This window comes from Nitrosomonas sp. HPC101 (assembly GCF_009833125.1).
Taxonomy (GTDB): domain Bacteria; phylum Pseudomonadota; class Gammaproteobacteria; order Burkholderiales; family Nitrosomonadaceae; genus Nitrosomonas.
In genome coordinates this window covers 223,536-248,420 of the sequence record NZ_QRCC01000010.1, presented here as the reverse complement: position 1 = coordinate 248,420, position 24,885 = coordinate 223,536, and the positions used below count along the sequence as shown (strand labels likewise).

The 24,885-nt window shown below is 49.4% G+C and carries 19 protein-coding genes and 1 pseudogene; 12 read left to right on the top strand and 8 right to left on the bottom strand.

The genetic code is table 11. The features are described 5' to 3' along the window. Positions 1–76: 76 nt before the first annotated feature. The 3 genes from ABO04_RS08125 to ABO04_RS08115 all read right to left on the bottom strand — a co-directional run bounded on the left by ABO04_RS08125 (position 77) and on the right by ABO04_RS08115 (position 4,095). The gene (locus ABO04_RS08125) at positions 77–574 is read right to left on the bottom strand and encodes a redoxin domain-containing protein (RefSeq protein WP_240141484.1); all 498 of its coding nucleotides are present in this window, start codon (positions 572–574) and stop codon (positions 77–79) included. Further along, on the bottom strand, positions 571–1,863 hold the full coding sequence (locus ABO04_RS08120) for a sialidase family protein (protein WP_240141483.1): 1,293 nt from the start codon (positions 1,861–1,863) through the stop codon (positions 571–573). Before ABO04_RS08120 ends, ABO04_RS08125 begins: the two co-directional genes overlap by 4 nt. A gap of 114 nt (positions 1,864–1,977) precedes the next feature. Then, positions 1,978–4,095, bottom strand: coding sequence for a TonB-dependent receptor (locus tag ABO04_RS08115; RefSeq protein ID WP_160810166.1), 2,118 nt, complete (start codon positions 4,093–4,095; stop codon positions 1,978–1,980). A 621-nt stretch (positions 4,096–4,716) separates the two neighbouring features. Here ABO04_RS08115 and ABO04_RS08110 point away from each other — a divergent pair. The 3 genes from ABO04_RS08110 to ABO04_RS08100 all read left to right on the top strand — a co-directional run bounded on the left by ABO04_RS08110 (position 4,717) and on the right by ABO04_RS08100 (position 6,839). Beyond that, positions 4,717–5,160: a M67 family metallopeptidase gene (locus ABO04_RS08110; RefSeq protein WP_160810165.1), complete on the top strand. Its 444-nt coding sequence runs from the start codon at positions 4,717–4,719 to the stop codon at positions 5,158–5,160. A gap of 59 nt (positions 5,161–5,219) precedes the next feature. Beyond that, positions 5,220–5,492: a MoaD family protein gene (locus ABO04_RS08105; RefSeq protein WP_160810164.1), complete on the top strand. Its 273-nt coding sequence runs from the start codon at positions 5,220–5,222 to the stop codon at positions 5,490–5,492. A 129-nt stretch (positions 5,493–5,621) separates the two neighbouring features. Then, positions 5,622–6,839: an amidohydrolase family protein gene (locus tag ABO04_RS08100; RefSeq protein WP_240141482.1), complete on the top strand. Its 1,218-nt coding sequence runs from the start codon at positions 5,622–5,624 to the stop codon at positions 6,837–6,839. Between the two features lie 88 nt (positions 6,840–6,927). Here ABO04_RS08100 and ABO04_RS08095 read toward each other — a convergent pair whose 3' ends face one another. Continuing rightward, complete coding sequence (locus ABO04_RS08095) at positions 6,928–9,426, bottom strand: TonB-dependent receptor (protein WP_160810162.1); 2,499 nt, start codon at positions 9,424–9,426, stop codon at positions 6,928–6,930. 62 nt (positions 9,427–9,488) lie between these two features. Then, on the bottom strand, positions 9,489–10,697 hold the full coding sequence (locus tag ABO04_RS08090) for a sialidase family protein (RefSeq protein WP_240141481.1): 1,209 nt from the start codon (positions 10,695–10,697) through the stop codon (positions 9,489–9,491). Between the two features lie 264 nt (positions 10,698–10,961). Between ABO04_RS08090 and ABO04_RS08085 the strand changes: the two genes are divergently transcribed. The 6 genes from ABO04_RS08085 to ABO04_RS08060 all read left to right on the top strand — a co-directional run bounded on the left by ABO04_RS08085 (position 10,962) and on the right by ABO04_RS08060 (position 18,836). Next, on the top strand, positions 10,962–12,278 hold the full coding sequence (locus ABO04_RS08085; RefSeq protein WP_160810160.1) for a DUF2325 domain-containing protein: 1,317 nt from the start codon (positions 10,962–10,964) through the stop codon (positions 12,276–12,278). Between the two features lie 51 nt (positions 12,279–12,329). Further along, a complete protein-coding gene (locus tag ABO04_RS08080; RefSeq protein WP_160810159.1) occupies positions 12,330–14,054 on the top strand; it encodes a CbiX/SirB N-terminal domain-containing protein in 1,725 nt (574 codons plus the stop codon). A gap of 309 nt (positions 14,055–14,363) precedes the next feature. After that, the gene (locus ABO04_RS08075) at positions 14,364–16,454 is read left to right on the top strand and encodes a TonB-dependent hemoglobin/transferrin/lactoferrin family receptor (protein ID WP_160810158.1); all 2,091 of its coding nucleotides are present in this window, start codon (positions 14,364–14,366) and stop codon (positions 16,452–16,454) included. A gap of 116 nt (positions 16,455–16,570) precedes the next feature. Further along, complete coding sequence (locus ABO04_RS08070; RefSeq protein WP_160810157.1) at positions 16,571–16,759, top strand: hemin uptake protein HemP; 189 nt, start codon at positions 16,571–16,573, stop codon at positions 16,757–16,759. Between the two features lie 301 nt (positions 16,760–17,060). Continuing rightward, entirely contained in the window at positions 17,061–17,594 is a 534-nt protein-coding gene (locus ABO04_RS08065) for a DUF2325 domain-containing protein (protein ID WP_160810156.1), read from the top strand. Positions 17,595–17,843: 249 nt separating this feature from the next. Beyond that, positions 17,844–18,836 carry a multicopper oxidase domain-containing protein gene (locus ABO04_RS08060; RefSeq protein WP_160810155.1) on the top strand — a complete coding sequence of 331 codons (993 nt, stop codon included), beginning with the start codon at positions 17,844–17,846 and terminating at the stop codon, positions 18,834–18,836. A gap of 226 nt (positions 18,837–19,062) precedes the next feature. Here ABO04_RS08060 and ABO04_RS08055 read toward each other — a convergent pair whose 3' ends face one another. Continuing rightward, entirely contained in the window at positions 19,063–20,328 is a 1,266-nt protein-coding gene (locus ABO04_RS08055) for an NAD(P)-binding domain-containing protein (protein WP_160810154.1), read from the bottom strand. A gap of 399 nt (positions 20,329–20,727) precedes the next feature. Then, complete coding sequence (locus tag ABO04_RS08050) at positions 20,728–21,030, bottom strand: transposase (protein ID WP_240141480.1); 303 nt, start codon at positions 21,028–21,030, stop codon at positions 20,728–20,730. A gap of 153 nt (positions 21,031–21,183) precedes the next feature. Between ABO04_RS08050 and ABO04_RS08045 the strand changes: the two genes are divergently transcribed. Both ABO04_RS08045 and ABO04_RS08040 read left to right on the top strand, forming a co-directional pair. Beyond that, a complete protein-coding gene (locus ABO04_RS08045) occupies positions 21,184–22,677 on the top strand; it encodes an MBOAT family O-acyltransferase (protein ID WP_160810153.1) in 1,494 nt (497 codons plus the stop codon). A 9-nt stretch (positions 22,678–22,686) separates the two neighbouring features. Then, positions 22,687–24,219, top strand: a complete 1,533-nt coding sequence (locus ABO04_RS08040) for a hypothetical protein (protein ID WP_160810152.1) — start codon at positions 22,687–22,689, stop codon at positions 24,217–24,219. 288 nt (positions 24,220–24,507) lie between these two features. On the opposite strand, the gene ABO04_RS08035 is transcribed toward ABO04_RS08040, so the two are convergent. Then, the gene (locus tag ABO04_RS08035; RefSeq protein WP_160810151.1) at positions 24,508–24,645 is read right to left on the bottom strand and encodes a hypothetical protein; all 138 of its coding nucleotides are present in this window, start codon (positions 24,643–24,645) and stop codon (positions 24,508–24,510) included. A gap of 11 nt (positions 24,646–24,656) precedes the next feature. Between ABO04_RS08035 and ABO04_RS08030 the strand changes: the two are divergent. After that, a pseudogene (locus tag ABO04_RS08030) lies at positions 24,657–24,883 on the top strand (transposase); the annotation flags it as partial. Between the last annotated feature and the right edge of the window lie 2 nt (positions 24,884–24,885).

Here is a 24,885-nt window from a genome sequence, read left to right as displayed (position 1 = left end):
TCCCGTTTGCACTGATTCCGCACAACCGGATTTTCAGAAGTAGCCTGCGAAAAGGCAATGGATAATATATTACGAATTACTTGTCTCCCGATGGTGCCTGGCTGACAAGTGCCAGCCATTCCTTGACAAATGCCTCGCCAACCAGACCGGTTCTGACCAGGCGCTCATGCGTTTGATCATAGAAATAGGTGCGTGGTACTTCACCATACCAGCGGCGATCGATCTCGAAACGCAGGCGTTCGGGCATATCCTCGGCAAATACCCAGCTGCTCCTGATTTCACTCAATCCATAACCGGCAAGATGGGAGACAACCTCCGGCTTATCCTCTGGCGTATCGGTTGCAATCAGCACCAGATTCAGCTCCGGGTGTTGTTGTTTGAATTTGCCGAGCATTTCCAGCTCAGTTGGACAATAAGTACAGGACAGCGACCAGAGAAACATCACAAAAGGCTTGCCGGCATATTCTTCCTGGATTTGTGCCATGCTGCCGGATACAAAGGGGCGCAAATTGTCTGCAGCCGAAGCAATACCTGCCACCATCAGCAGCAATACAAACAGTAAACGATGCATCATAAATCTCCCCCTGCATCAAAAAGGCGTATCCCTTCTTGTGCACTATTCCACACGATAACCGGTTCGCGTGCATCTGTTACAAATACAGGCAAATCCGCCGCACCACTGGTAGTTGCCACGATACGCGCTTCTGACCAGGTATCTCCCCGATCAGCCGAAACGGAGGTCATCATTCGGTAATTGTTGCCATCAAATTCGCGCCAGGCCAGAAACACTTGTTTGTCATGCGCAAACACAGCGGGATGACCCGGCTGAAAATCAAGATCACCAAATGCATGCGGGGGGGTCGTCGTCATTTTTTCACCATCAATCCGTCGATAAAATAATCCGGGATGTTGCGGATTGCCGGTAAACCATGCCAGATGAATGCTGCCTGTGGCATCTGCTGCAATATCTCCACCATGATGTGGACAGGCATTGATTTCCCAGCCATCCTCACTTGCCCGAACCACCCTGGGCTGGGCATCCAGCCGCGCCAGTGCAAAGTCACGCATGCCGCCATCAAAAATATGACGCCAGAAAACGAACGGGGTGTCATTCACACCCAATGTCATACTGATTCTGCAACATTCACAAGCGTGGTCCGCCAGTTTACGATTGGCCGAAAAGCTTGCTCCCCCATCTTCCGACACCGCATAATAAACTGTGCTGCCATTGTATTCCTGTCCGGATTTAACCGCCGCATCACGCACACGTCCATCAAACCAGACGACTGTTATATGGCCATTATCATCCAGCGTTAATGTGCTGAAGCCATGACTGGTTTCTTCATGATCATCATTAATTGTCACCGGTGCTGAAAAGGTTTTTCCGCCATCCACTGAACGCGCAAAGCGGATATTTCCGGAAAACACTTTTGGCAATGCCTGCACCCAGGTTACGGCGATCACACCGTTGCGTACTGCAATTTTCGGCCGGTTCTGGTTTTCCGCAAGAATCGCTTCTGGTTGCGGGTTGACCGTTACACCCTCAGAAAAATGCTTGCCGCCATCTTCCGAATGACTCACCCGGATATGACCCTCCTGCATGCGTACCAGCCACAGCCCTCCTTTTTCATCCGCCGCCATGGAAACAGCCATGCCAACCGCCCGGGTACGCATTTCTGCCCACATCTTGTTCATATCATGCTTGGGTTTTGCGGCATGAGTATCATGTGCGTGCTCTGCTGCCTGCGCAAAAGGAAGCGCCGCAGACATTGCAACGGTAAAAATTATTGTAATGAAATATTTTATCAACATCGTTCCTCCATCAAATAAAGCGTCAACCGGATCAGGATCTCGCTTCTCCATTCATATTGCATCCCGGATTAACCATCGATCCAGAGATCAATTACCTGTGACGCTGCTCTTGTTGACAAGCCAGGCTTGTAGCATGCCACCGGCCAGTCCAGCCAGTAACATACGTTACCACGTGCGATATTCCAGCCCGGCAAAGAAAGAGCGCCCGTCTCCCGGCAGATACTGCGCCTGATCGATCCCTCTGGCATTTTCAATCACACCGGTAGTGGCTGCGTATTTTTCATCCGTCAGATTGCGCGCCTCGGCGAACCAGGAAAAACCGGTTCTGCTGCGTTTGCCGATCTTAAAACCCAGCAACGCGTAGGAGTCCGCATGCACTGTATTGGCATGATCTACGTAGTACTTCTCGGGTGACCATTCCACATTCGGACCAATGTAATAGCCGTCAGCATGGCGGTAAGTCAGTTCCGCTTTGTAAAAATGCCGCGGAATACCGGCCAGCTGATTATTGCCAAACGCCGGGTCTCCATCAAACTTGAAATCATTGAACATGTACATCTGGCGCAGATAGATCTTTTTTGCCAACTCGACATCCAGCCCAAGCTCAACGCCCTGATGCACGGTTTTACCGGCATTGACCGTACCCAACGGAGAACTGGTAACAGGATCCACCCGGGCAAGCAACTCATTGCGTACATGCGCCCGGTACAATGCTACATCCCACTCGGCCATATCAAACAATCGGCCACGACTACCAACTTCAAAGGTGATGGCACGCTGTGCTTTCGCAAACGTCGGAGCCTGAGTCGGTCCGCTGGTCAACTCGGCAAAACTGGGGGGCTCGAAACTGGTACTGACATTACCAAAAAACTGGATCTCCGGATTCAGCTCATAAATCAGCCCCGCCCTGGGTGTAAAACGCTGGTAATTTTTGCTTTTATCCTGAGCACCTGCCCCAAACAAATCTTTTTGTTTACGTGTTGTATAGGTGTACTGGGCGCCTACTATCACTGAAAGCTCCGGCAGCACATAGAACCGATCCTCCCCGTAAACGGCATAGCTGCTGGCACTCTGATCAAATTTGGCAGTACGCGCCCCCGCTCTGCCACTGATATTTCTGAACCGGTTATCCATCACGGTACCCCAGCTCGGCTCGAAGCCCAGCACGAAGCGGTTACGGTAACCTGCAAGCGGCATCTCATTCATATAGCGCAACCCCAGACCATAATCATGCGTCGGTTGAGCCAGCACCTGATAAATTGGGTGCCACAAATCCTTGTGCGAGTAGAATGCAGAAAACTCCAGTTGCTGGCTGTTCCCCAGCTTGAGCGTAGTGCGATTGGCCACCCGGATCAGATCAAGGTCACGTTTGTACCGATCTCTCAGACTGATAGCGTTTGCCTGCCTGGGGCTGTCTCTCAGTTCCGCCTTTTTCAGATTCCCCGGCAACTGCGAATCAGATTTAACATACGTCAGATAAAAACGGGTTTCCAGATCAGCGTTGAAGCGATAACCTACGTTACTGAACATACGCCAGTTTTCAGTAGCAGCCCAATCACGAAAACCATCCTGACTGTAACGGGAAACACTGGCAAAATAATCCAGCGAGCCGTGCACACCACCAGAAGAAAGCATCAGACGGTTATAGCCAAAACTGCCCGCCTCTCCCCGCGCTCTAAAACGTTCGGCATCGTAGCCAGTAGGCGTAACAAAATTAACGGCACCGCCCAGCGTGGTCGAGCCATATTGCAGTGCATTTCCCCCGCGGAATACCTCGATATAGCGCGCCGCCAGTGGCTCGATTGCCTGAAAATCCGCGCTGCCATCCGCCAGATTCAATCGGGAGCCATCCTGCAGAATCCTGATGCCACGTAAGTGAAATGTACGTTGAATTCCGGAACCCCGTATCGACAGTCGTGACTCATCCGCACCGGCACGCGGCTGAACAAATACCCCGGGCGAGTAACCCAGCGCATCCTGCAATGTCGAGGCACGTCCGGTGGCATACGTTTCGCTGTCAACCACATTGGCCCCACCCGGAATATTACGCATAGCACGTTTTGCTTCCGGCAAGCTCGGTACTGTAATCGCCGGGGTCACTTCCGGTGCAATCACCTGAATTGTTTCCAGCTGTATCGGTTCATCCGTGTTCTGTGCGTAAATTCCACTGGATGCAATGGCAGTCAGCACCCCGGCTACTGCAACTGCTAGCGGTTTACGGACAATGATTTCCCCGATCATCGCCTGGCATAACGCTGCCTGATCAACCCTGTTTTCCCTCATTTCTCTCTCTCTGGAATTACTAATATTGGTGATTATTGCAAATCATCAATATTAAGCCCGGCAGAAAGGGAGCTCAATGCGACAAATTGTCGCACCTTGCATGAAAAACAAATGGATTAACGTGTTAATTCAGGATTAAGACCAACAAGAAAGAATCGGAAAATAACATTTCTCCCGGTTTCCTGGCACACCTTATTGCCGAAGCATGCCATTCTGGCCGGATTTTTATATCTACTTTAGTTTCCTTCATGTCTTTATCCCTGTTATGCAATCCTTAAAGCGCTTGCAGTTATTGCAGGGCGCGCATCATAAGGCAGAGAAAGTGCATAACAATGCGACAATTTGTCACATTTTCAATTTCATTTTTTTGGTTTAGGGTTTAGATTTCCCGGGAACTGATTGCAAAGAATAATTTTTATGCAATTCAGGAGATAAAAACAAAGGATATATTTTGTCCCTTTTTGTCTGTCAAGAGATAGCCGGTAATGCGAATAACCGGAACAAATCATTTGGTTTGATCAGAAAAGCTGACCAATCGCTGCTGATTTACCAACAACAGGCAGTCAGTCGGATTACAGGAACAGCAGTAATGATTAACAACAACTTACGGAGATAGAAATTATGCTGACAATTCATACCAGACTTATCAGTGCCATGATTGCACAAGCATCGAGCGATCACCCTATCGAAACCTGCGGCATTATTGCCGGTCCTGCTGATTCCAACCTGCCTCTGCGTTTAATTCCGATGCGGAATGCCGCGCAATCTGAGAATTTTTTTATGTTCGATCCTCAACAGCAGCTGCAGGTATGGAAAGAAATGAACGCACGCCATGAAGAGCCAATAGTTATTTACCACTCACATACTGCAGGTGAAACCTATCCGAACCGCAGTGATGTTGAACTGGCTGCCGAGCCACAGGCGCATTACGTCATTATTCCTTCGCGCTCTCTCGATGAGAATGAAATCCGCAGCTTTCGCATTGTTGACCAGATCGCGATTGAAGAAAGGATACGGATTGTCCAGCAATATCAGCCTGAGTTGGAATTTCAGATGGTAGCCTGATCACGCTGCTCTGAAAATTTTTTCATTGCAAAAACATTTATCTGGAAGGTATAGCATTTATGTCCGTCACGGTAATTGTGCCAACTATATTGAGGCCACTTACCAATCAGCAGAAACATATTGATATAGAAGGCAATAAAGTTTCTGAAATCATTGATCAGATGGATCAACAATATCCTGGAATCAAGGAGAAACTGGTTGTCAATGGCAATGCTCGTCACTTCATCAATATCTACGTCAATGATAATGAAATCCGTTTCCAGGATGGTCTGGCGACCCGTTTGCGTGATGGCGATGTATTGACGATTCTGCCTGCGGTAGCGGGAGGCTGAATTCATCTGGCCATAGCTGCATATCGGAGCAATGACTGATTTTACGGATGAAGACAGAAAATGAAAACACCAAACTTTACTGATACTTTTTCTAATTGCATACAGCATGTTCGTTGTTTACTGATTGCGATGCCGATCGTAATATTTTTTTCTGTGCAGGTTTATGCACAGGAAATCGCATCTACTTCCTTGTTGCTGCACGCTGCGCAGATTTTTGACGGAAATGAAATGCGCAATGGTGTGTCGGTACTGGTGAAAGACGGGAAAATTGCAAAAATCGCATCCCGTGGCTCGTTTGAGGCGGGTGACGCATCGATCGACATCAATCTGGGTGAGGCGACCTTATTACCAGGGTTTATCGAATTACACGCACACTTGACCTTCCAGAAAGTACCGGAAGATATCGTGTTGAGGCATGGGGTGACCACGGTGCGGGATGTGGGTGGTCCTGTGCACCAACCTTATGGGGGAGATAGCAGCTTGCGTGTGCTGACTTCAGGCCAGATCATCACTGCGCCGCACGGGTACCCGATCGTGACCATGGGCGCCAAGGATCTGGCGATTCCTGTTGCCAGCGAAGCAGAAGCACGAGAAGCCGTACGTCGTCTGATTGGTGAGGGTGCAGTGGTCATCAAGATTGCGCTTGAACCTGGCGGGGAACCAGGTGCGCCCTGGTCTTCACATCATGATCACGCACACCATGATGTTGCGCATACCGTGCAGGCAGACTCTCGTCATCATGCACATACCGCTGCGCATCATCAGCCGGCATGGCCCATGCTGTCAGAGTCCGTTGTCAAGGCTATTGTCGATGAAGCCCACCGGCATCAGCGCAAGGTGTCGGCGCATGTGGCGGAGTCATCGGGAGTACAGATAGCGTTGAATGCCGGAGTCGATGAATGGGCGCACATGCCGTGTGATCTGATTCCTGAGCCGTTGCTGCAACAAGCCAGAGCACAGAATGTTACGATCATCAGTACACTCGATACGCTCTCAAAATGTGGCGGGATCGCGCACAATACAACAGTTTGGGCGGAACTGGGGGGTGAATTGCTGTACGGAGCGGAAATTGCTCACCCCGATATTCCATGGGGGATCGATGCACAGGAGCTGATGTATCTGATGCATCTGGCAAAAATGCAGTTGCCGGATGCATTGCGGGCAGCTACAGCAAAAGCCGGTCAGTATCTGGGCATCCCTCTGCTGGGGACAATACAACCTGGTGCCCCGGCTGATCTGATTGCAATTCGCGGTAACCTTGAGCAACAATTGAAACGGTTGGAGTATCCTGATCTCGTAATTTCCGGCGGACGCATTGTCGTCAATCATTTCAATGCATTGCCGTAACATGCCTTCGGATGTGTGTAGCCCGTTATCCAGTGCTCCAGTGCTATGCGTCATAACACCAGATAACGGCAGATGAGTTATCTGGTGTTCAATAGCTGAACGCCGCCTCAAGCAGGTAGGTACGCTGTGGATAAGGGTGAAATACCCAGGCTTTATCGTTGTTGAGGTTGCTGATGCCGAATGAGAGCCGGCTTTTCAACCCATTACTGAACCGGTGCCGGTAGCTGGTTTTAAAATCCATGAAGAAGAAATCGCTCTGGGCGCCGAATACGTTGTGCTTATGATCTCTGTTATCAGGATCATTATAGGAATCGCTGGTATAGCGGCCGGACAGGGAAACATCCCAGGCATCCGTTACATGATATGTCCCGAAAAAGTTGGCACGCCAATGCGGCAGACGAATGACCTGTTTCCCGGTCAGGCTATAGTCAGCCGGCACGCCGGTTGATTCGGTAAATTTCACGATCGGCCCATCTTCCACTTCCGAATCCATCCAGGTGCCATTGAACATGAAATCAAATCGTGAGCCCAGAATATTCCGCTGTTCGAAAATCAGCTCCACCCCGGTTGTTCCCACTTCGCCGATATTCTGGAATGCATAGGAAGTCAGCACGCCTGAGGCAGATGTAATCTGCCGGATGGCGTCCTTGATGTCGTCCCGGAAGACGTTGACGCGAACGTAACCCTTCGGCAGTCCATACTCCATCATGAAATTGTGATGCACACCGTTTTCCGGCTTGAGCATGGCATTGGCTTGCAGAATGCTGGTCGGCGAACCAAGCGATTGATAAAGCTCCGCGATCACCGGGAAGCGGTGCGCGCGTCCGAAGGAATAGCGGAACTTCCACTGCCCGGGCTCATAGCCCAGTGATACCTTGGGAGAAGTGGCTGTCTCAGAACGATTCGGCACCGCTACACTGGACACGACCCCTTTGGATGCCTCCCACCATTCCTGACGCACACCGGCGGTAACATCCCAGTCCGGCATAAACCGGAACGTGGATTGCGCAAAAAACGCATGGGTCGAGGTACGGCCATCATTGTTGCGCTTGGCCTGCAATGCGCCCCGTGTCAGATCATCATAGCTGGTCAGGTCATATTGCCGGAAGCTGAGGTTGTACTGGTCGAAATGGTAACCGGTCAGGAACGACAGCTTGTCGTACCCCAGCAGCCTCGGTGTACTCAGTTTCAGGTCATAATTCCACCAGTTGAATGTACGGAAATCCTGCAATTGCCCGACACCAGTATTGCCCGGATCATTCCGATGGGAGAATGCTGTCGCACGAATATCCTTCAGCACATCAAAATAACTGAATGTGGTATCGACATCCCAGCCCGGGGTCAGTGCGCCGCGCAGCGATACACCCAGATTCAGCGTCTCGCGTTTATCACGGCTGCTACCAAAACCATTCTGCACCACATCGAAGCGGGTGCCATCCAGCGAAGCATTGCCCAAGGCATCCTCAGGGTTGCGACAGGAAGCACCGGGTGCGCAAGCAGGAGCAGCACCGCCCCAGAAAGAATCACCGTTTGCTGTGCGCAGATAGTTGTCCGGGCGATTCTGGTTGCGGGTACGTTCTTCATACGCCACCGTAAACAGCGTCTGCAGTTCGGGCGTAATGTCGTATCCGAATTTGCCCTTGAACAGATGCGTGTTCACCTTCTCGGGGCCGGTATCACCATAAATGATACTGGGCGTGCCGCGCGTATCGGGCGTTCTGACCCCGCCGGTCACCGGCGTTCCTCCCGGCACATCGAACAATCCGGTATTATCAATGAAATAGGATTGCGGATGCCCCTGGGCTTCCAGCCGGTTATAGGCCAGAAACACCGTAAATCTGTCCTGTATCCGGTTGCCATAGGAAACATATTGTCGGTCCCCGATAAATGTTCCTTTATCTGTCCCGTAATTTTTGTAAGGCTGAATGAACAGGCTGCCTTCAAAATAAAACTCCTGCTTGTGCGGCATGCGTGTCCGGATATTGGCCACTCCTCCCATCGAGTTACCACTGTACTCGGCTGAAAAAGGGCCATAAACGATGTCAACCGAATCGATCTCGTTCGGCCCGACCAGCGACCAGCGCGGCGCGCCGTTCCATGAAGCCTGCAGAAAATTGTGCAATGGCAGGCCATCGGCATACACCATGCTGCGCGCGGTTGAAAACATATCGGCGCCACGAATTCCCAACACACCATTCGGATCCCCTACGTAGCGCTGGCGAATCTGCAGGCTGGGCATGTATTTGAGTACTTCTTCCGTGGTTTGCGCATTTTGCTGCTCGACCTGCGCCCGGGTGACACGCATCGAAGGCGAAGTGAAACGCGAATCCCGCTCTATTTCACCGGTAATCACCATTTCCTTAAAAACGGCTCCGTTATGCGCGGCTGGCTCATCCACCCTTTTTTTCTTCTCTTTTGTCTTATCCGTGCTGGTACCGTTGCCCGATTCGGCAGCCCGCATCAGCCGCTCTCCTGCATACTCCCTGTTCTCACCTGGTGTCTGTTTTTCGAGCGCACCCTCACCCTGGGCAGGGTAACTGATGGCAGCGCACAGCAGGCCGAACAACGCCAGAGGAAATTGCCTCATGATTTGAATCATCCTTTCGATTTTTATTAGTAGTTGGTATTTGCAGCAATGATTGCCGCTTATTATTGTTCTACGAATATCGTCTGGTAACTGGACCGGTTGATGACCTTTTCAACAGGTATAACCCGCAAACCCTCGTTTTCAGTATTCCATACCACCAGCGCTTTACTGTCACTGATGAGCGGTATCGGGTAGTCATTTGCGCCGGCAGACAACATCAGGCGCCATGGTTCACTCCAGGTTTCACCACTGTCATTTGAAAACATCATCATTGTGGAATAGACATTGCCATCAAATTCACGCCAGGTGAGAAGAACGGTTTCACCATACGCCACCACCGCAGCGTGATTGGGCTGTGCATCCATATCACCCAATACCATGGGTTCTGATTCCTGGTTGTCGCTGATCCGTTTATAGAACTGCCCCTGTGCAACAGTGCCGCTGGTGAACCAGGTCAGATGCAAGTGTTCCTTGCCATTTGTCGCAAGACTGCCGCCGTTGTGCGGGCAGGCGTCGATCTGCCACTCGTCGCGGGTGACTCTTTTGACGCCTTCTTCTACTTTATCCAGGCTGGCTACGGCAAAATCACGGGTATTGGTGTCGAAAATATTCCGCAGCAGCACGACCGGCCCTGCGCTGGTCCAGGCAAGCGCAGTGCGGCAGCATTCACAGGTATGCGGATGAATTTGCCGGTTAGGCTCGAAATGCGCGCCATTGTCGAACGACTGGCTGCTGTAGAGTGAAACGCCCCTGAACGCCTCACCTTTTTCCCTCGCTGCATCGCGGTCTCTGGCATCCAGCCAGGCAACCACTACCCTGCCTTTTCCGTCGATTGCCAGAGAATCGAAGCGATGACTGGTCACACGCCCATCATCATTCAGGATGATCGGTTCCGAGAAAGTCCGGCCGGAATCAATTGAACGGGAAAATTTTATATTGCCGGCATATTTTTCCACCAGCAGCTCTGTCCAGGTAACCAGCACGGTGCCATCACGCGCCACCTGAATCTTGGGACGGTTTTCGCCATCACCACCGATGTTTTCCGGCACAGGAGTAATTGTCGCAAGCCTGGAAAAATACTTGCCATTATCTTCTGATCGGAAAACCAGCAAGTGCTGATCGACCACTTTTACCAGCCACAGCCGCCCTTCCTGATCCAGTGTTACTCCCACTGCCAATGCAGTCCGGGCAGATTTTGAGGCTTGTGTGGCAGAGGATTGCCGGGTTGAATCACTGGCACCTGACCCGGCTGCGACCGCAGAAGCAAGCATAAAAAAGAATCCGGCCAGCGCGGGAAAAGAGTACGTCGACTGCTTCATGGTTCGCTAAAAAGTTTGGAGAATAACTGATTCCAAAAAGGATGAGAATGTGACAAATTGTCGCACCCTGATCTCTCGACGCAGGCCCGGAACATGAATTACGCATGATCAATTGCAATACCATGATTGACGTTGATAATGATAGTCATTATTATTATCAATAATGTTTGGGATAATTTGATCCGGACTGACACTTCACCATAGAGGAGATACCGTATGCATGCCCCTGCAATTCTGCGACAGCCGGAAACCAGCACCCTATCAGCGGAAAACAGATTGCCCGGAGTCACAATGATTGATACACCCCCTCCTGTAAAGCGCACCAGGCTCTGGGAGTTGGATAGATCACATCACTGTCCTGTTATCGGCCTTTGCCTACCACCTGCAGACCTCGAATGCCTTGCCAGACGCTTCCAATTTAAAGCCTCCATCAAGAATGCGCATGATCTGCACGTTGAGGCCGTCTGCCGTGCAGCCTCCAGAAATACTGTATCGGAAGCAATCCATAAACAGCTGGATAAATTACATCAGAGCTATATCAGACAATTCGAGACAGCCAAAACTGACAACGCGGTACTGAAACTGTGGGAAAGCTGCTTTGCCAGCAAAAAAGTGGCCGGACCACTATGGGCAGCACTTACCCACAAGCGCACCAGTCCTGATACCCGAAAGCAGATTCACGATACGGTTCACATGCATATGCATGAAGCAGTCGCTGAACTTTCAGCCACTCAGAATCGGGCAAACCAGACAGCACAGACACTGAAGGCGCTGGCCGAACAACTGGAGCAGGTCAGGGAGAAACACATGCAGACCGAATCACGCTTACGTCAGCGACTGGAACAGGCAGCCGCGGAAATCCGGCAATTACAGCAATCCCGGCGGGAAGATAATGCACTGCGCCAGCGCCTGGAAATGCTGGAATCCGGCCACGCCATGATGAGTATGGGACAACGTCTGATGCAACTGACAACGGAAAATGAACAACTGCAGATCAGGGTTGCGCAAACGGATGAACTCAAACAGGCACTCAAAAACGCCTGTCACAATCTGACTGAACTTTATCGTGAACGAGATGTTCTGCAAACCGAGCGGGACACACTGGAAAATCTGTTACTGACCTTTAATTCCAGTAATACCCCAGACAAAAAATCCGTCGAGCCAGTTGATATCAATAACGCCTCTCACGAGTGCATTCTATGCGTGGGGGGTCGCTCCGCACAGCTGCCGCACTATCACGCACTTGCCAGGCAGCTTGGCCTCAAATTATCACACCACGATGGCGGTCAGGAAGATGCGCTATCCCGTTTGCCGGAAATGGTATACGGTGCCACTGCAGTAATTTGCCCAACCGATTACGTCAGCCATGCCGCCTACTATCAGATCAAGAGACTTTGCCGGCTGGGACATAAACCCTGTCTGCTGTTCAGAGGAACGGGTATTTCCAGTTTTGCCACAGCCCTATCAAAAATCGCAGCAGGCGAAACCAGCATCAATAACGATCCGGTCAAACCACTTGAAACCACGACATAGCCAGGCCAGTACTGGCTTTTTTGTACTTTGATTCACGACACGGAGAAGAGCATGTTTTCTGCAATTAAAACAGTGAAAACTGTTATATCGTTTTATTTACTGGCATTTGTTCTGCCCGGTAGCGGAGGAGCGCACGCAACCGCTGCAGAAGCGGCAGACCAGACTGGTTTTCTGGTAGTTGCAGCCGATCGGGGGTTTGTCGGCAATGAGGAAATACGGGATGCATTTGAATCATTCGCGACCCATCACCCGGCCGCACTGGTATTCGTTACCGATGAGCGCACCCGGCAAACACTGCAATCCGCTCTTGCCAGCCTGCAGAACCACGACATCAACCGTATCGTAGTGTTGCCCTTATTTATTTCCACTGCAGAACCGCGTTATCAACTTGTTCACAAGCTGATAACCAAAGAAAATCAGGCTGTTCCTGCCGTTTTTTCACCCCCTTACGGAGAAAGCTATTTCGCGGTAGAGGCACTTGCCTCCCGGTTACGCGCCATGGAACCGGCCACCCGCCAACATCTGCTGGTGGTCGGTTACGGTGCGCAGGACGATACAAGCAGGCGAGCCATGCACAACGATTGGATACGTATTACCCGGCAAGCATCACAAGGAATGAATTTTCGCTCCACCAGTCCGCTGATTCTTCTGGAGAAAAAAGAAGATGAAGCATCCGAAAACTATTCCAATGCCATAAAACAACAGCTTGCCAGAGCATTCTCCCCAGCAAAATCAGCAGCCAAAAATAGCGGAAACCGGGTGATTGCATTTGCGCTTGGTCCCAAACACGACAACATGATGTCACTCGAAGCACGTCTGGAATGGCTGCTGCCTAAAAATGCAATACTTGATCATTTTCAGATCGGGCCACAGCACCTGACCATGTGGATGGAACGAGAAGCCAATCGCAACCTGCCCCTGACCGCAGAAAATACCGGCGTCATCCTGTTTGCACATGGCTCGGATTTTCACTGGAATGAAAATTTGCGTACCGCGGTACAGCCCCTGATGAATCGATACAAAATCGAGTTTGCCTTTTCCATGGCAGATCCCCTGACGATTGAACGCGCGTTGCGCAAACTGGAGCAGCGCGGCGCCAAAGCTGCAGTAATCGTCAGTGCCTATGCAACAAAAAATTCATTTCGCAAGGAAATCACACGCATGGTCGGAATGGATATTGAAGCGCACCAGGCTGACCAACATACAGCCCATGGCCATGCACAGGATGGACACGGAGCATCCAGTGCCGCGCCCAGAATCCTGACATCCCTGCCGGTTATCTGGACAGGAGGTTACGAGGACAGCCCACTGTTTGCAAAAGCACTGCTTGATCGTGCACTTGCGCTTTCCAGGGACCCATCCAAAGAAACCATTATTTTGACTGCACACGGCATGCACGATGATCAACGCAACAATGAGTGGCTGCAAAATCTGGAAAGCATCGCCCAGCAGATGCATAACAATGGTGGCGAAAATTTCAGGGCATTTAAGGTTGCCACCTGGCGTGAGGATTGGCCGGAAAAACGCGCACCCTGGGTTAAAAAAATAAGAGCCATGATAACCGAGGCCGGCCAGCAAGGAGACACAGCCATTGTCATCCCGGCACGCACCACTGCAACTGGCCCGGAAAAAAAATTCCTGTCCGATCTCAAGTTTAAACTGGGAGAAGGCTTTGCACCTCATCCACTGTTTACCCAATGGGTTGATGAACAGATTCAGCAAGGACTCAAACTGCACGCAGATGCACTGGTTCGTCAAGAAATCTCTGAAAAATGAGACGCTGATTTATTCCGTCACCGCGAGGAACAAAGCGACGTGACGGGTCGTAGGGAGCACTCTACGACTCACATCACCACCACATGGTGCACAAAGTGTACCGTTAAAATACGTCTATTGCAGACGAGGGCTCAAGCATAGGATGACAACTTACGATTAAATCGGTGCTTCCTTAATACACAGGGTCATGGCTATTTGCAGCCACGACCCGAATTCAATAAAAACCCAGGTTGATCGAAAACCTGTTTTATCCAGTCAGTCAGCATAGCGCCAGCCAGCCGGAAGTAATTTATTTTCTGGGAAAGGTATATGTTTTCAAGATTCAAATGGCGCCCTGTCAACTGGCTAATTTTTCTTGCGACTGTCTGCACATCGGCGCTGTTCTCCGCCTCTGCCGACGCACAAACCACAGCTGCCGGTACAAAGCTGGTGGATAAACTCATTGTCTCAGATCTGCGGGAAATCACTGTTACCGCCACCCGCACTCGCCGGAAGGTAGCCGACACACCCGAATCAGTCAGTATCGTTGATACCGAGCAGATACGAACCCGGCAAGCAGCTGATATCGGGGATGTGCTTCGCTATCTGCCTAACATTGAACTGGGTGGTGGACCACGCAATCTCGGCTTGAGCCCCACCATACGCGGCATGAGTGACGGCCGCATCCTATTTCTGCTGGATGGCGCCAGACAGGATTTCAACCGGGGGCACAATGCTCGGATCTTCACTGATCCATCGCTACTCAAGCGCGTAGATGTCATGCGCGGGCCAGCCTCCACTGTATGGGGCAGCGGTGCGCTCGGCGGGGTTATCTCCTTTACCACATTGGATGCAACCGATCTGTTACGCGGCGATGAACGTTTCGGCACCAAAATCAGGGGTGGATTTCAAAGCATGAACGAGCAATACATCCCGGGCCTCAGTGTGTTCGGTCTGGCTGGAGAATCGTTCGACTATCTGCTGGACTTTTCCTACCGCAATGCGGCAAGCGATATCCGCCATGGTGACGGTTCCAGATTGCAAAATTCCCAGTTTGAATCCTATGCCGGCCTGGCCAAATTCAACTGGACACCGGGGGATCATCGCTTCACATTTTCCACACAGACTTTCGATCAAACCGGAGAAATCCCTGCCAATTCGCAGGCCGTTTCCACCCCGGGCGCCCTGGTGGACCGGAACACCGAGCAACGCAACTACACCTTACGTTATCGTTACGAGGAAACAGATAACGCCTTACTGAATCCCGAAGTGCTCGTCTACCACAACACCACTTATAGCTTTGAGAAACGTCTGCTCGATCGACGACGCGATGAAACGGATTTTTCCACTACCGGGATCAATGCGCGCAACAGCTCGCATTTCAATTTAGCCAGTTTCGCGACCCAGCGGCTGACCTACGGGGTCGATTATTACCACAACGAAGCTAAAGGAAAACGCAACGGCGTACCACGATCAGAATTTCCCCGAGGTGAAGCAGATGTAGTCGGGGTGTATCTGCAAGACGAGATCACATTATGGGAGCGATTGTCACTTATCCCGGGTGTGCGCTGGGATTATTTCAGCAGCCAGGCAAATGGTATCGGGGCCAGCACCAATACAAATGATCGTGTTAATTTCAAACTCGGCGGATTACTTAAAATAACCGAGTGGTTTTCAATTACCGGTGGCTACAACGAAGCATTCCGCGCTCCGACACTGGGTGAACTCTTCACCACCGGCACCCATTTCAGCTGTGGCCGGGGTTGCGCCAATCTGTTCGTCCCCAATCCGAATCTCAAACCGGAAACGGCATTCAACAAAGAAGTGGGCGCACGCATCCATAAATCGGATCTGCTGTATCAGAATGATCACCTGGCTATCCGGGGAGCCTATTTCCATAACAAGGTCAAAGATTTCGTCGATCTGATGGTCGATTTTGTATTCTTCCCGGTTTCCGGCAACCCTGGCAGAGGCGGTATCACGACCAGTGACAATGTGCGTGATGCCGTACTGGAAGGATTTGAAATAGAAGCCAATTACGCGGCCCAATACGGCTATGCCGGCTTTTCTTACGCCCAGACCAGGGGCTACAACCGCACGGATGGCGGGGTATTGTCCAACATACAGCCGGACAAGTGGATCATCATGGCTGGTCTGACCTGGCCGACATACAGTCTTTCCCTCGGCTGGCGCAGCAGCATTGTCGAAGCACAGAATCGTGTGCCGACAGGTGGAACAGCCACCCCCGGCTATACGCTGCACGATCTGACACTCACCTGGCTACCGCAGAACGGCTCGTTCAAAGGTGTACGGCTGGATCTCGGCATTGATAATCTGACTGATAAAGACTACCGGCGCCATCTCAGTGTATTGAAAGATCCAGGACGCAACTACAAACTCGCCGTTTCATACCAATTCTGATCCGGATTTATCGTCATGCAATATTTTTCAAAAATATTTCCAGAAAAGCTTGCATAAATTATTTTTCTCATTACAATGAGAACAATTCTCATTTATACATTTGAATGGAGCGTAGCATGAACTCAGTTGATATCAAATATCACGCAGATCCCGAGTCGAGTAACGAATTGCTTCCACAGTTTTCCATCAAACTGATCAGCAGTGAAAATCTGTTTGGAATGAGCAAGGAAGTACTCATTCAGCATCGAGGGGAACAGTATCACTTGCGCCTGACGCGCAATGACAAACTGATCCTGACGAAGTGATCTGCAATCATGCCGCCATCTGCGCTCAAAGCTGACAGACACTAACGTTCACGGCGATCACTGGCAGTTCTCTCTCTCCTCTTCCAGTGATTTGTGACGGCAAGCCAGCCCTCCTCCCGGGCAAGCCAGCCATTTTTTCTAAAATGGAATAATCATGAAATTTCTGGAAAGAACCACATGGGTGTCGGCCTGTCAGGGAGTGCAATCGAACCTTGTAAAAACACACGGGATCCATCAGGATCACACAACCTGTAATAGACTTCCTCATCAGCATAGACTCCAGGCCGCAAGCTCAAGACGCGTGCTGAAACAGCTGTATAGCCTGATTCGTTCAGCATTATCATGTGTCTCGTTCAAAAATTTCACCCATTCAAAAGCGTTAATCGACTGTCACGTTAATCCCGATATATCAAAGACACAAAACGATATCAGCTTGCGCTGGATCAAGTCAGATCGACCGTACCCGTATCCTTTCAATGCGGCTACGGATCGCCTTAAAAGAAAGCGAGGTTATCTGCTCAATCAGCCTGTTTTGTGCGTAGGCGGACGTGCCGATTATCGTCGACTAATCGAAGCTGCCGGTGGTCGTTTTATGGCTTTCCGCAGCAGTACACAGAATCATGTGAGCTGTCTGATCACTTTGCTCGACTGCGCCCACACCGTCATTTGCCCGGCTGACTGTATCAGCCACAACGATTTTTTTACCGTCAAACACTATTGTCAGTACGCCCGTAAAAACTGTGTGATGCTGGAACGTTCTGATCTGGCTACTTTTCGTAAGGCGGTCAATATTCTTTCTCGGGATAACTGCTACCCAAGTTATCGTTCCGGGTAAATCCAGCTCACCTCATTCATTGGCAACCTAAGGAACCTCTGGAAAACGTCAGCGAGGTAGTCAGTTCAAGGCGAAAGTCGGTGAAAAAGCGGAGTTTATACGTAATAAATAAGTATTTTGATGTCGACTTTTAACGTCGAAATGACAACGCAGGTAGTTTTCAGAGATTTCTTAATCATCATAAATGCATACTTGCCACTTATCGCATTACATCCAAAATATCAAAAATAAAATCAAAGGAACGCAGTCATGCATCAAAAGAATGATCACGTATTCTCATGGTTATGTTCGACTTTATTTATCCCTCTGATCCTGTTTACAACATCTTATGCGGCACAAGCCATGGGTACGCAGGAATACTGGATCGCAGCAGAAAAAACAGACTGGAATTACGCTCCGTCCGGTGGCAACCAGATCGATCCGGAAGAGGGATTGGGGGTTTACGGAAATACGTTGGCTTATACTAAATACCGCTATATCGGCTACACCGACAGCAGCTACTCTCAGCCTTTGCCTCAACCCGAATGGATGGGAATTCTGGGTCCTACCATCCGTGCCGTAGTAGGCGATACCATTCAAGTCCACTTTCTGAACAACACCGATCTGCCACTCTCAATCCACCCTCACGGTGTAATGTATAACAAGGATAATGAAGGTGCCGATGGCGGAGCAGGCGGCAGTGTTCCTCCGGGCGGACGCTACACTTATACCTGGGTCGTCGATAGGGATGCCGGACCCGGTCCGGATGACCCTTCATCCGTTGCCTGGCTTTACCACTCACATGTCGCACCAGAACATGAAATCAATCTCGGCTTAATTGGCACCATTATTATCACTGCCGCTAACAAAGCCCGCCACAGCAAAGGACCTGTTCCGCGCGATATCGATCAGGAATTTATCGCGCTCTACATGATATTCAACGAAGAAAATGACGAAGAAAGCGGCCTGAAGCATACAATTAATGGCCGGATTTTCGGTAATCTGTCAGGCTTTGAGACCACACTCGGACAACGTGTCCGCTGGCATCTGATGGCACTGGGTAATGAGGTGGATAATCATACTGTACATTGGCATGGTCAAACTGTACTGGATCACGATCGCAGAACCGATGTCATCGAACTCATGCCAGCCAGCATGAAATCTGTTGACATGGTTCCCCGTTCGCCAGGTAACTGGTTGTTTCATTGTCACGTCAATGATCACATGATGGCTGGAATGTCCACTCGCTGGCTGGTTAAATAACAGATATCGCACTGTTTCACCTGGAGCAGCCAGGAATTGCATCAGGCCACGACTTTTGCCTGGGTGAAGAAAATCACTAAACCAAGGTCCAGCAGTATAGCGACCCAATCCCAGAATAATGCCGAGAAACGATGTGGCAGCCAATCCGTGCTGTTTATTCATACGTACTCCTCATAACTGCCCTGTTGTGTGATGGGGCAGTTCGCCCATTCCTGCCGCTGGATGCTTACCGGATCAGTTTCAGTAAACGTTGCAGATAAGAGAAATATGCTACTTCCAGTATGTGACGCGGGCGATGGATATACTGGTGCTGCCAGCTTATCCCTTCTGCCAGAGCCAGTTGCCGCCAGTGAGCGGGTAATTGCGTTTCTCCAGCCAGCAAGCGTGCAACCAGGCGGGATTGCATTTCGGTCAGTGTCCAGAGACAACCTTGCGGCTGGATCAGCCCAATAAAAAACAGGCTGGGATGATCGGGATGAAAAACACGCAAATATAGCGGAATGGAATTGCCGTCCTGCCAGTGGATAAAATCGGCTGGAAAGAAAGGAAAACTGATTTGATAGCCCGTTGCGGCAATAATGACATCGTATTGCGCCGACGAGCCATCGGTAAAAAATACGGTTTGTCCGGAAATACTTTGTACCCCCGGACGAGGGTGTATCCGGCCATGCCGGATCTTGTCGAAAATTGCCGAATTGATGGTCGGGTGTGCTTGTGTCGGAGAAAAATCCGGTTCGGGCAAATGATAATCGCGGTAATGCCCGATCTGGATACGCAATGAGATCTTTTGCAGCCAGCCCTGAATACGCTGCGGCAGCCACTGCATGGTGGCGGCATAGGTGTCAGTCGGCTTCCCCATGATGAGCTTGGGAATAATGTACTGCGGCGTGCGTAAACTGAAATCGACCTGCGCGGCGACATAGCTTGCCTCAACTGCACAATCACAGCCGGAATTTCCCGCTCCCACCACCAACACTTTCTTGTTTTCCAGCCCTTGCGCGGTTTTGAATTCACGTGCATGCAGGTACTGACCACTGAAATCCTTTTTCCAATCTGGATGACGCGGCATGGTCAGGTGTCCGTTTGCAATCACCAGACAATCGAATTCCGGCTGACTGCCATCCTCCAGTGTCAATCGCCAGCGTTCCTCTGCTGTTTTTTCCACTTGCAGTACTGTGGTGTTGAAACGGATATAGCTTTCCAGCTGGAAATGCCGGGCGTATGCCTGGAAATAAGCGAGTATCTGTGTGTGCCCAGGGTAATCTGGATAATCCTCCGGCATGGGAAAATCACTGAACTGGGAAAGTGATTTACTGGAAATGGTGTGTGTCTTCTGGCTGATACTGCTACAATCGGGATCAGCTGCATACGCCCAGTTTCCACCAATCCAGCCATTTTTTTCATAGCAGACGATATCGTGCAAACCTGCTGCAGCGAGCTGCTTGATCGCGGTGAGACCGGAACACCCGGCGCCGATAATGGCAATACGCATGGTTATATGGTGATTCAGATGATTGCAGAGTTTTCCTCATATAGTATCCCCTTAAACGCTGACTCAAAACAAACTTCAGGCTCGCTCACGAGAATCTCCAGACAACCCGGAAAGCACTGATGTTGCTGCGATCAGTGTACTGTTGGCATCGGCTCCGATATAAGCTTTCATGCCCAAGTAATTTCCCTTGACTCTGTTCAGGCCACGGTGAGAATTGCCGAAAATCCGTCACAGATTCAATGATACCGACCCAGACTCGCTTTAAGCGACTATCGTTACCGGCGACAACCCAGTGCATCAGATCCCAACAGATGTTTCAGCGCCTCTCGGTGAAAATTTCCGTTGAAACACCTCTCAGATAGAGCTAGGGTCAAAATTCTTCCATATTTCGGGTGCGTTTCAAGTAGAAAAGATCAAACTGCTGCTGAATTTGATGCCAAAACCAGAACGATCCCGTACTTTCGGGACTTTGACTGCCATATCCCCCAGTCCGGTTTGAATAGTACGCTCAGGCAGATAGCCATTTCTGACCACTGCCGCTTTACTCGTATCCGTTGTTAAACGGCCATACTGATTGATAAAACCAGTTACCTCCGGTTCAACCGCTGCCGCCAGCATCTTACGGGCGCCTTCACGCAAAACTACCTGTGACGGATCATTTTGTTCTGGATCGTTCAGTTCTAAAACATTATCATCTCTCATTGCGGTGTTTCCTTCTATTGATTGATCTGCCGAGATCTTTATCAACAGATTACACCGCTCTCTTCTCCATTGTCATACGCCAGATTTAATCATAGCTCATTCCTGAACGATGTTGTTCAGAGGTTCCCCTACATCCAAATTTACTCGACAAACATGATTTTCAGTTCATGGCAATTCATTTTTCTTTTTCTGCCAATATCCTTCTTTATTTATTTTTATCTGAATCACCGTCGTTTGATTATTGCTGGAAAACTCTGGTTAATTACCGCAAGTTTGTTCTTTTATGCTTATTGGGATATCCGGTATCTGCCTCTAATCCTTGGATCAATTCTTTTAAACTTTGCAATTGGCACAGGACTTGCCCAATCGCATGACAAATCACGCAAAGAGAGAGGAATACAAGCCATCAATAGAAAAGTAGTGCTCGCAACAGGTATTTTAATCAATCTGATGTTGCTCGGGTATTACAAATATACTGATTTCTTGCTTGATAACATCAATATTGTCTTTACCACAAGCTTCAACCTGCCTCACATCATCCTGCCGCTAGCCATCAGTTTCTTTACTTTCACGCAAATCGTTTATTTGGTAGATAGTTATCGAGGAGAAACTGCTGAATATGACTTGCTGAATTATTCATTATTTGTAACCTTTTTCCCGCATTTGATTGCCGGTCCCATTGTTCATCACGGTCAGATCATGCCTCAGTTTGCTTCGCGCTGGACGCTAACCCGCAGATATTCAAACATTCTTAAAGGTTTATTTATTTTTGCCATAGGATTTTTCAAGAAAGTTGTCATTGCTGATAGTTTTGCTGTTTGGGCAACCGCTGGATTCGATAGTGGGCAGACACTCGATTTTTTTACTGCCTGGGCAACAAGCCTATCTTATTCCTTCCAGCTCTACTTTGATTTTAGCGGCTATTGTGACATGGCTATTGGCGCTTCACTATTATTCAATATTTGGTTACCAATCAATTTTAATTCACCCTACAAGTCGCTGGATATCCAAGACTTCTGGCGCCGATGGCACATCACCTTAAGCAGTTTTCTTCGTGATCTTCTATACATTCCCCTGGGTGGAAATCGTTGTGGTGAATACCGTACCTATCTGAACCTTTTCATTACTTTTGTTCTTGGTGGTCTATGGCACGGTGCGACCTGGATGTTTGTGATTTGGGGTGCCTTGCATGGTGCCGCTCTCATAATTCATCGTTTCTGGAAACGTTTAAACCGCCCATTACCTCCTTTTCTGGCATGGGCCACGACCTTCATGTTTGTGAATATCGCGTGGGTGTTTTTTCGTGCCAATACACTGGATGATGCATTGCGTGTACTGCATGGAATGATTGATTTGCGTTCTGCATCCGAAGGCACGGCCGGAACAATTCCAATATCAGATCTTGCCTGGGCCGGGTGGCTGTCCGATATCCTGATAAATCTGGCACCTGCAAGCCTTATCGGGCAAATTCCCATCTATCTGGCCATCATTACTGCATTTGTAATCATTACTCAGAAAAATTCTATAGAACTAGTGCAGGAGGGCATCGGAACCCAAAAATTGACCTATAGCATCTTTCTTTTTATAACAGCAATGTATTTCATGCTTGCAGCAACTAGCAGCATATTTCTTTACTTCAATTTCTGAACGTCCACCATGAAACATGGCGTATTTATTTTTCTGTCCATAGCCTTGATGGGTCTGTTAGCGGTTCCTGGTATCAATATTCTTTCCGCACCGAATCAAGCCACCATCAAATGGAAAGAAAGAACATTCTTATACAACATGGACTTTATCTCGGAATGGATCGCGAGGCTTCTTTATCCATTAGGAATCAGCACGGATCCTGAACAGGTAATCATCGGTCATGAAGATTGGTTGTTTCTTGGGGATCAATATGAACAAACCCGGACGATAGATCGCCGACCTCCATCCAGAGCCGACTTTGTTCTTGCCAAGGATATTAGTAAGGCCACCGAAGCTTGGAGCGCATATCTATCAAGTAAAGGGGTCGCAGTTTTCAAGATTATGATCAGCCCAAACAAAGGCACTATTTACCCGGAATACCTGCCCAACTGGGCCAAACCACACACGCCAAACGCTACCGATGCCTTACTTTCCGAAACAGGAACGGAGCATTATGTTGATTTAAGAAGTAGCTTGTTAGCGGCCAAGATCAATCAGCAAGCGCCGCTATACTACAAAACAGATACACACTGGAATGCCTTGGGCGCAGCAATTGCTTTTCAAGCATTTGCGCAGCAGCTGAAAGAAACAGCACCAGAAATACAATGGCCTTCACAAAATGCGTACAAACTTAAGCACATTGACCCTCGTGGCGGGGGAGATTTGGCAAATTTTCTTCGGCTTACAAAACAGCTTTCTGATTCCGAACCGATCATTTATGCGTCGGATCTTCCCATACAAACCACACAACTGGATTTTGACACGAAGCAGATCATTTATCGAGGTGGTAATCCCCGCATCCAACCTTCGTTGAAACCAGTCCTGATCCAATCAGATGGGGCTCTTAATAAAAAAAAGGTTCTTTGGCTGCGAGATTCTTTTGGAATCGCAATATCACCCCTGATATCCGCAACATTCAGTGAGGTGCTTCAATTGCATTGGTCGGAAGCATTAAGGCCGAATGGACGTTTCGCAGATTTGGTCGAAAAATTCAAACCTGATTACGTTTTTTTAACAGTCGTTGAGCGCACAGCGAGAGCACCATGGTTTGCCGCTTACCCACCACCAACCCTGATCCCAATGAAAAATGGATTTAAGCAAACTCAGTCAACTATCGCGGTAGCATCAAATCACCTTTTAAGTGATCACTTGAATCACAAATTCAGAATTAACGGGAACGATCCCTTCATTGATTTTGCTTTATCGAACAATATAAATTCTTCGGATGTACGCTACCTGAATATTGATCTAACTTGCGACGATAATTCATCGTCGGTGCCTGTACAGCTATTCTGGCTTGGGGATGAGCGCTCTTCCTTCGATGAAGAAAACAGCACAAGATTTCCATTACTCACCGGAAAATATTTAATTGATCTTCGCACGATACCTAAATGGAGTTCTACTGCTGTTATTCGCCGAATTCGTTTAGATATTGATGCTCAGAATTTCTGCATCTCTTTCAATTTAAATTCTTTATCTTTGGGGGGTGAAATGAATCAATAGATATTCAAATGTAATAAGTTACAGTCTATTTAACTGAAGCAAAATACCTATAAAGATAAGCACATTGGTTGATTGGAAGCGATTACGACCAAGGCTATGCAAGTGCGAGCAATCCATAGTAGCGAGCAGGAGCGTTGATGCACTGATGATTGTTCAAGATGATGCTGCTTGAGCAGATTTGTTTATAAAACACCATATATCGCTTCCGTAACCGGGCACGTCTGCCCGTGCCGCAGACCGTAATGCTCCGGTATTTTTTGCAATTGACTGGCTCAAAGCAAGGCCGCATCAGAACTTATAAGAAGAAACATACCCCATGAACGTTCTGGGCATGCCCAGGGTAAAGCTGGTGCGTGTGCCTGCTGTATCCTTGTTGACATCCACCGCATACCGTTTGTCGAACAGATTCTGGACGTTGAACATCACGCCTCAGCGTTTCCGGCTATATCGAGAGCTTCAACGGCAAGTTCCGGGACGAGTGCCTGAACGAGCACTGGTTCGAGACGCTACCGCAGGCCAGAGCCACCATCACGGACTGGCGGCAGAATTACAACGAAGTCAGCACAGTAGCTGCAAACGCATGCCGCCAGCCAAGTTCGCCGCCCTGCATCGGAAAAGAAGGATGGATCCAACCCAGCATCACCAAAACAAGGAAGTCAGTTAACC

Bases quoted from the DNA above. Each gene is read 5' to 3' on its own strand.
- ABO04_RS08120 (WP_240141483.1), bottom strand. From the start codon at position 1,863: ATGGAGAAGCGAGATCCTGATCCGGTTGACGCTTTATTTGATGGAGGA.
- ABO04_RS08045 (WP_160810153.1), top strand. From the start codon at position 21,184: ATGATTTTCAGTTCATGGCAATTCATTTTTCTTTTTCTGCCAATATCC.
- ABO04_RS08070 (WP_160810157.1), top strand. From the start codon at position 16,571: ATGAACTCAGTTGATATCAAATATCACGCAGATCCCGAGTCGAGTAAC.
- ABO04_RS08075 (WP_160810158.1), top strand. From the start codon at position 14,364: ATGTTTTCAAGATTCAAATGGCGCCCTGTCAACTGGCTAATTTTTCTT.
- ABO04_RS08110 (WP_160810165.1), top strand. From the start codon at position 4,717: ATGCTGACAATTCATACCAGACTTATCAGTGCCATGATTGCACAAGCA.
- ABO04_RS08080 (WP_160810159.1), top strand. From the start codon at position 12,330: ATGTTTTCTGCAATTAAAACAGTGAAAACTGTTATATCGTTTTATTTA.
- ABO04_RS08050 (WP_240141480.1), bottom strand. From the start codon at position 21,030: ATGAGAGATGATAATGTTTTAGAACTGAACGATCCAGAACAAAATGAT.
- ABO04_RS08095 (WP_160810162.1), bottom strand. From the start codon at position 9,426: ATGAGGCAATTTCCTCTGGCGTTGTTCGGCCTGCTGTGCGCTGCCATC.
- ABO04_RS08060 (WP_160810155.1), top strand. From the start codon at position 17,844: ATGCATCAAAAGAATGATCACGTATTCTCATGGTTATGTTCGACTTTA.
- ABO04_RS08090 (WP_240141481.1), bottom strand. From the start codon at position 10,697: ATGCTTGCTTCTGCGGTCGCAGCCGGGTCAGGTGCCAGTGATTCAACC.
- ABO04_RS08105 (WP_160810164.1), top strand. From the start codon at position 5,220: ATGTCCGTCACGGTAATTGTGCCAACTATATTGAGGCCACTTACCAAT.
- ABO04_RS08040 (WP_160810152.1), top strand. From the start codon at position 22,687: ATGAAACATGGCGTATTTATTTTTCTGTCCATAGCCTTGATGGGTCTG.
- ABO04_RS08085 (WP_160810160.1), top strand. From the start codon at position 10,962: ATGCATGCCCCTGCAATTCTGCGACAGCCGGAAACCAGCACCCTATCA.
- ABO04_RS08125 (WP_240141484.1), bottom strand. From the start codon at position 574: ATGATGCATCGTTTACTGTTTGTATTGCTGCTGATGGTGGCAGGTATT.
- ABO04_RS08115 (WP_160810166.1), bottom strand. From the start codon at position 4,095: ATGAGGGAAAACAGGGTTGATCAGGCAGCGTTATGCCAGGCGATGATC.
- ABO04_RS08100 (WP_240141482.1), top strand. From the start codon at position 5,622: ATGCCGATCGTAATATTTTTTTCTGTGCAGGTTTATGCACAGGAAATC.
- ABO04_RS08055 (WP_160810154.1), bottom strand. From the start codon at position 20,328: ATGCGTATTGCCATTATCGGCGCCGGGTGTTCCGGTCTCACCGCGATC.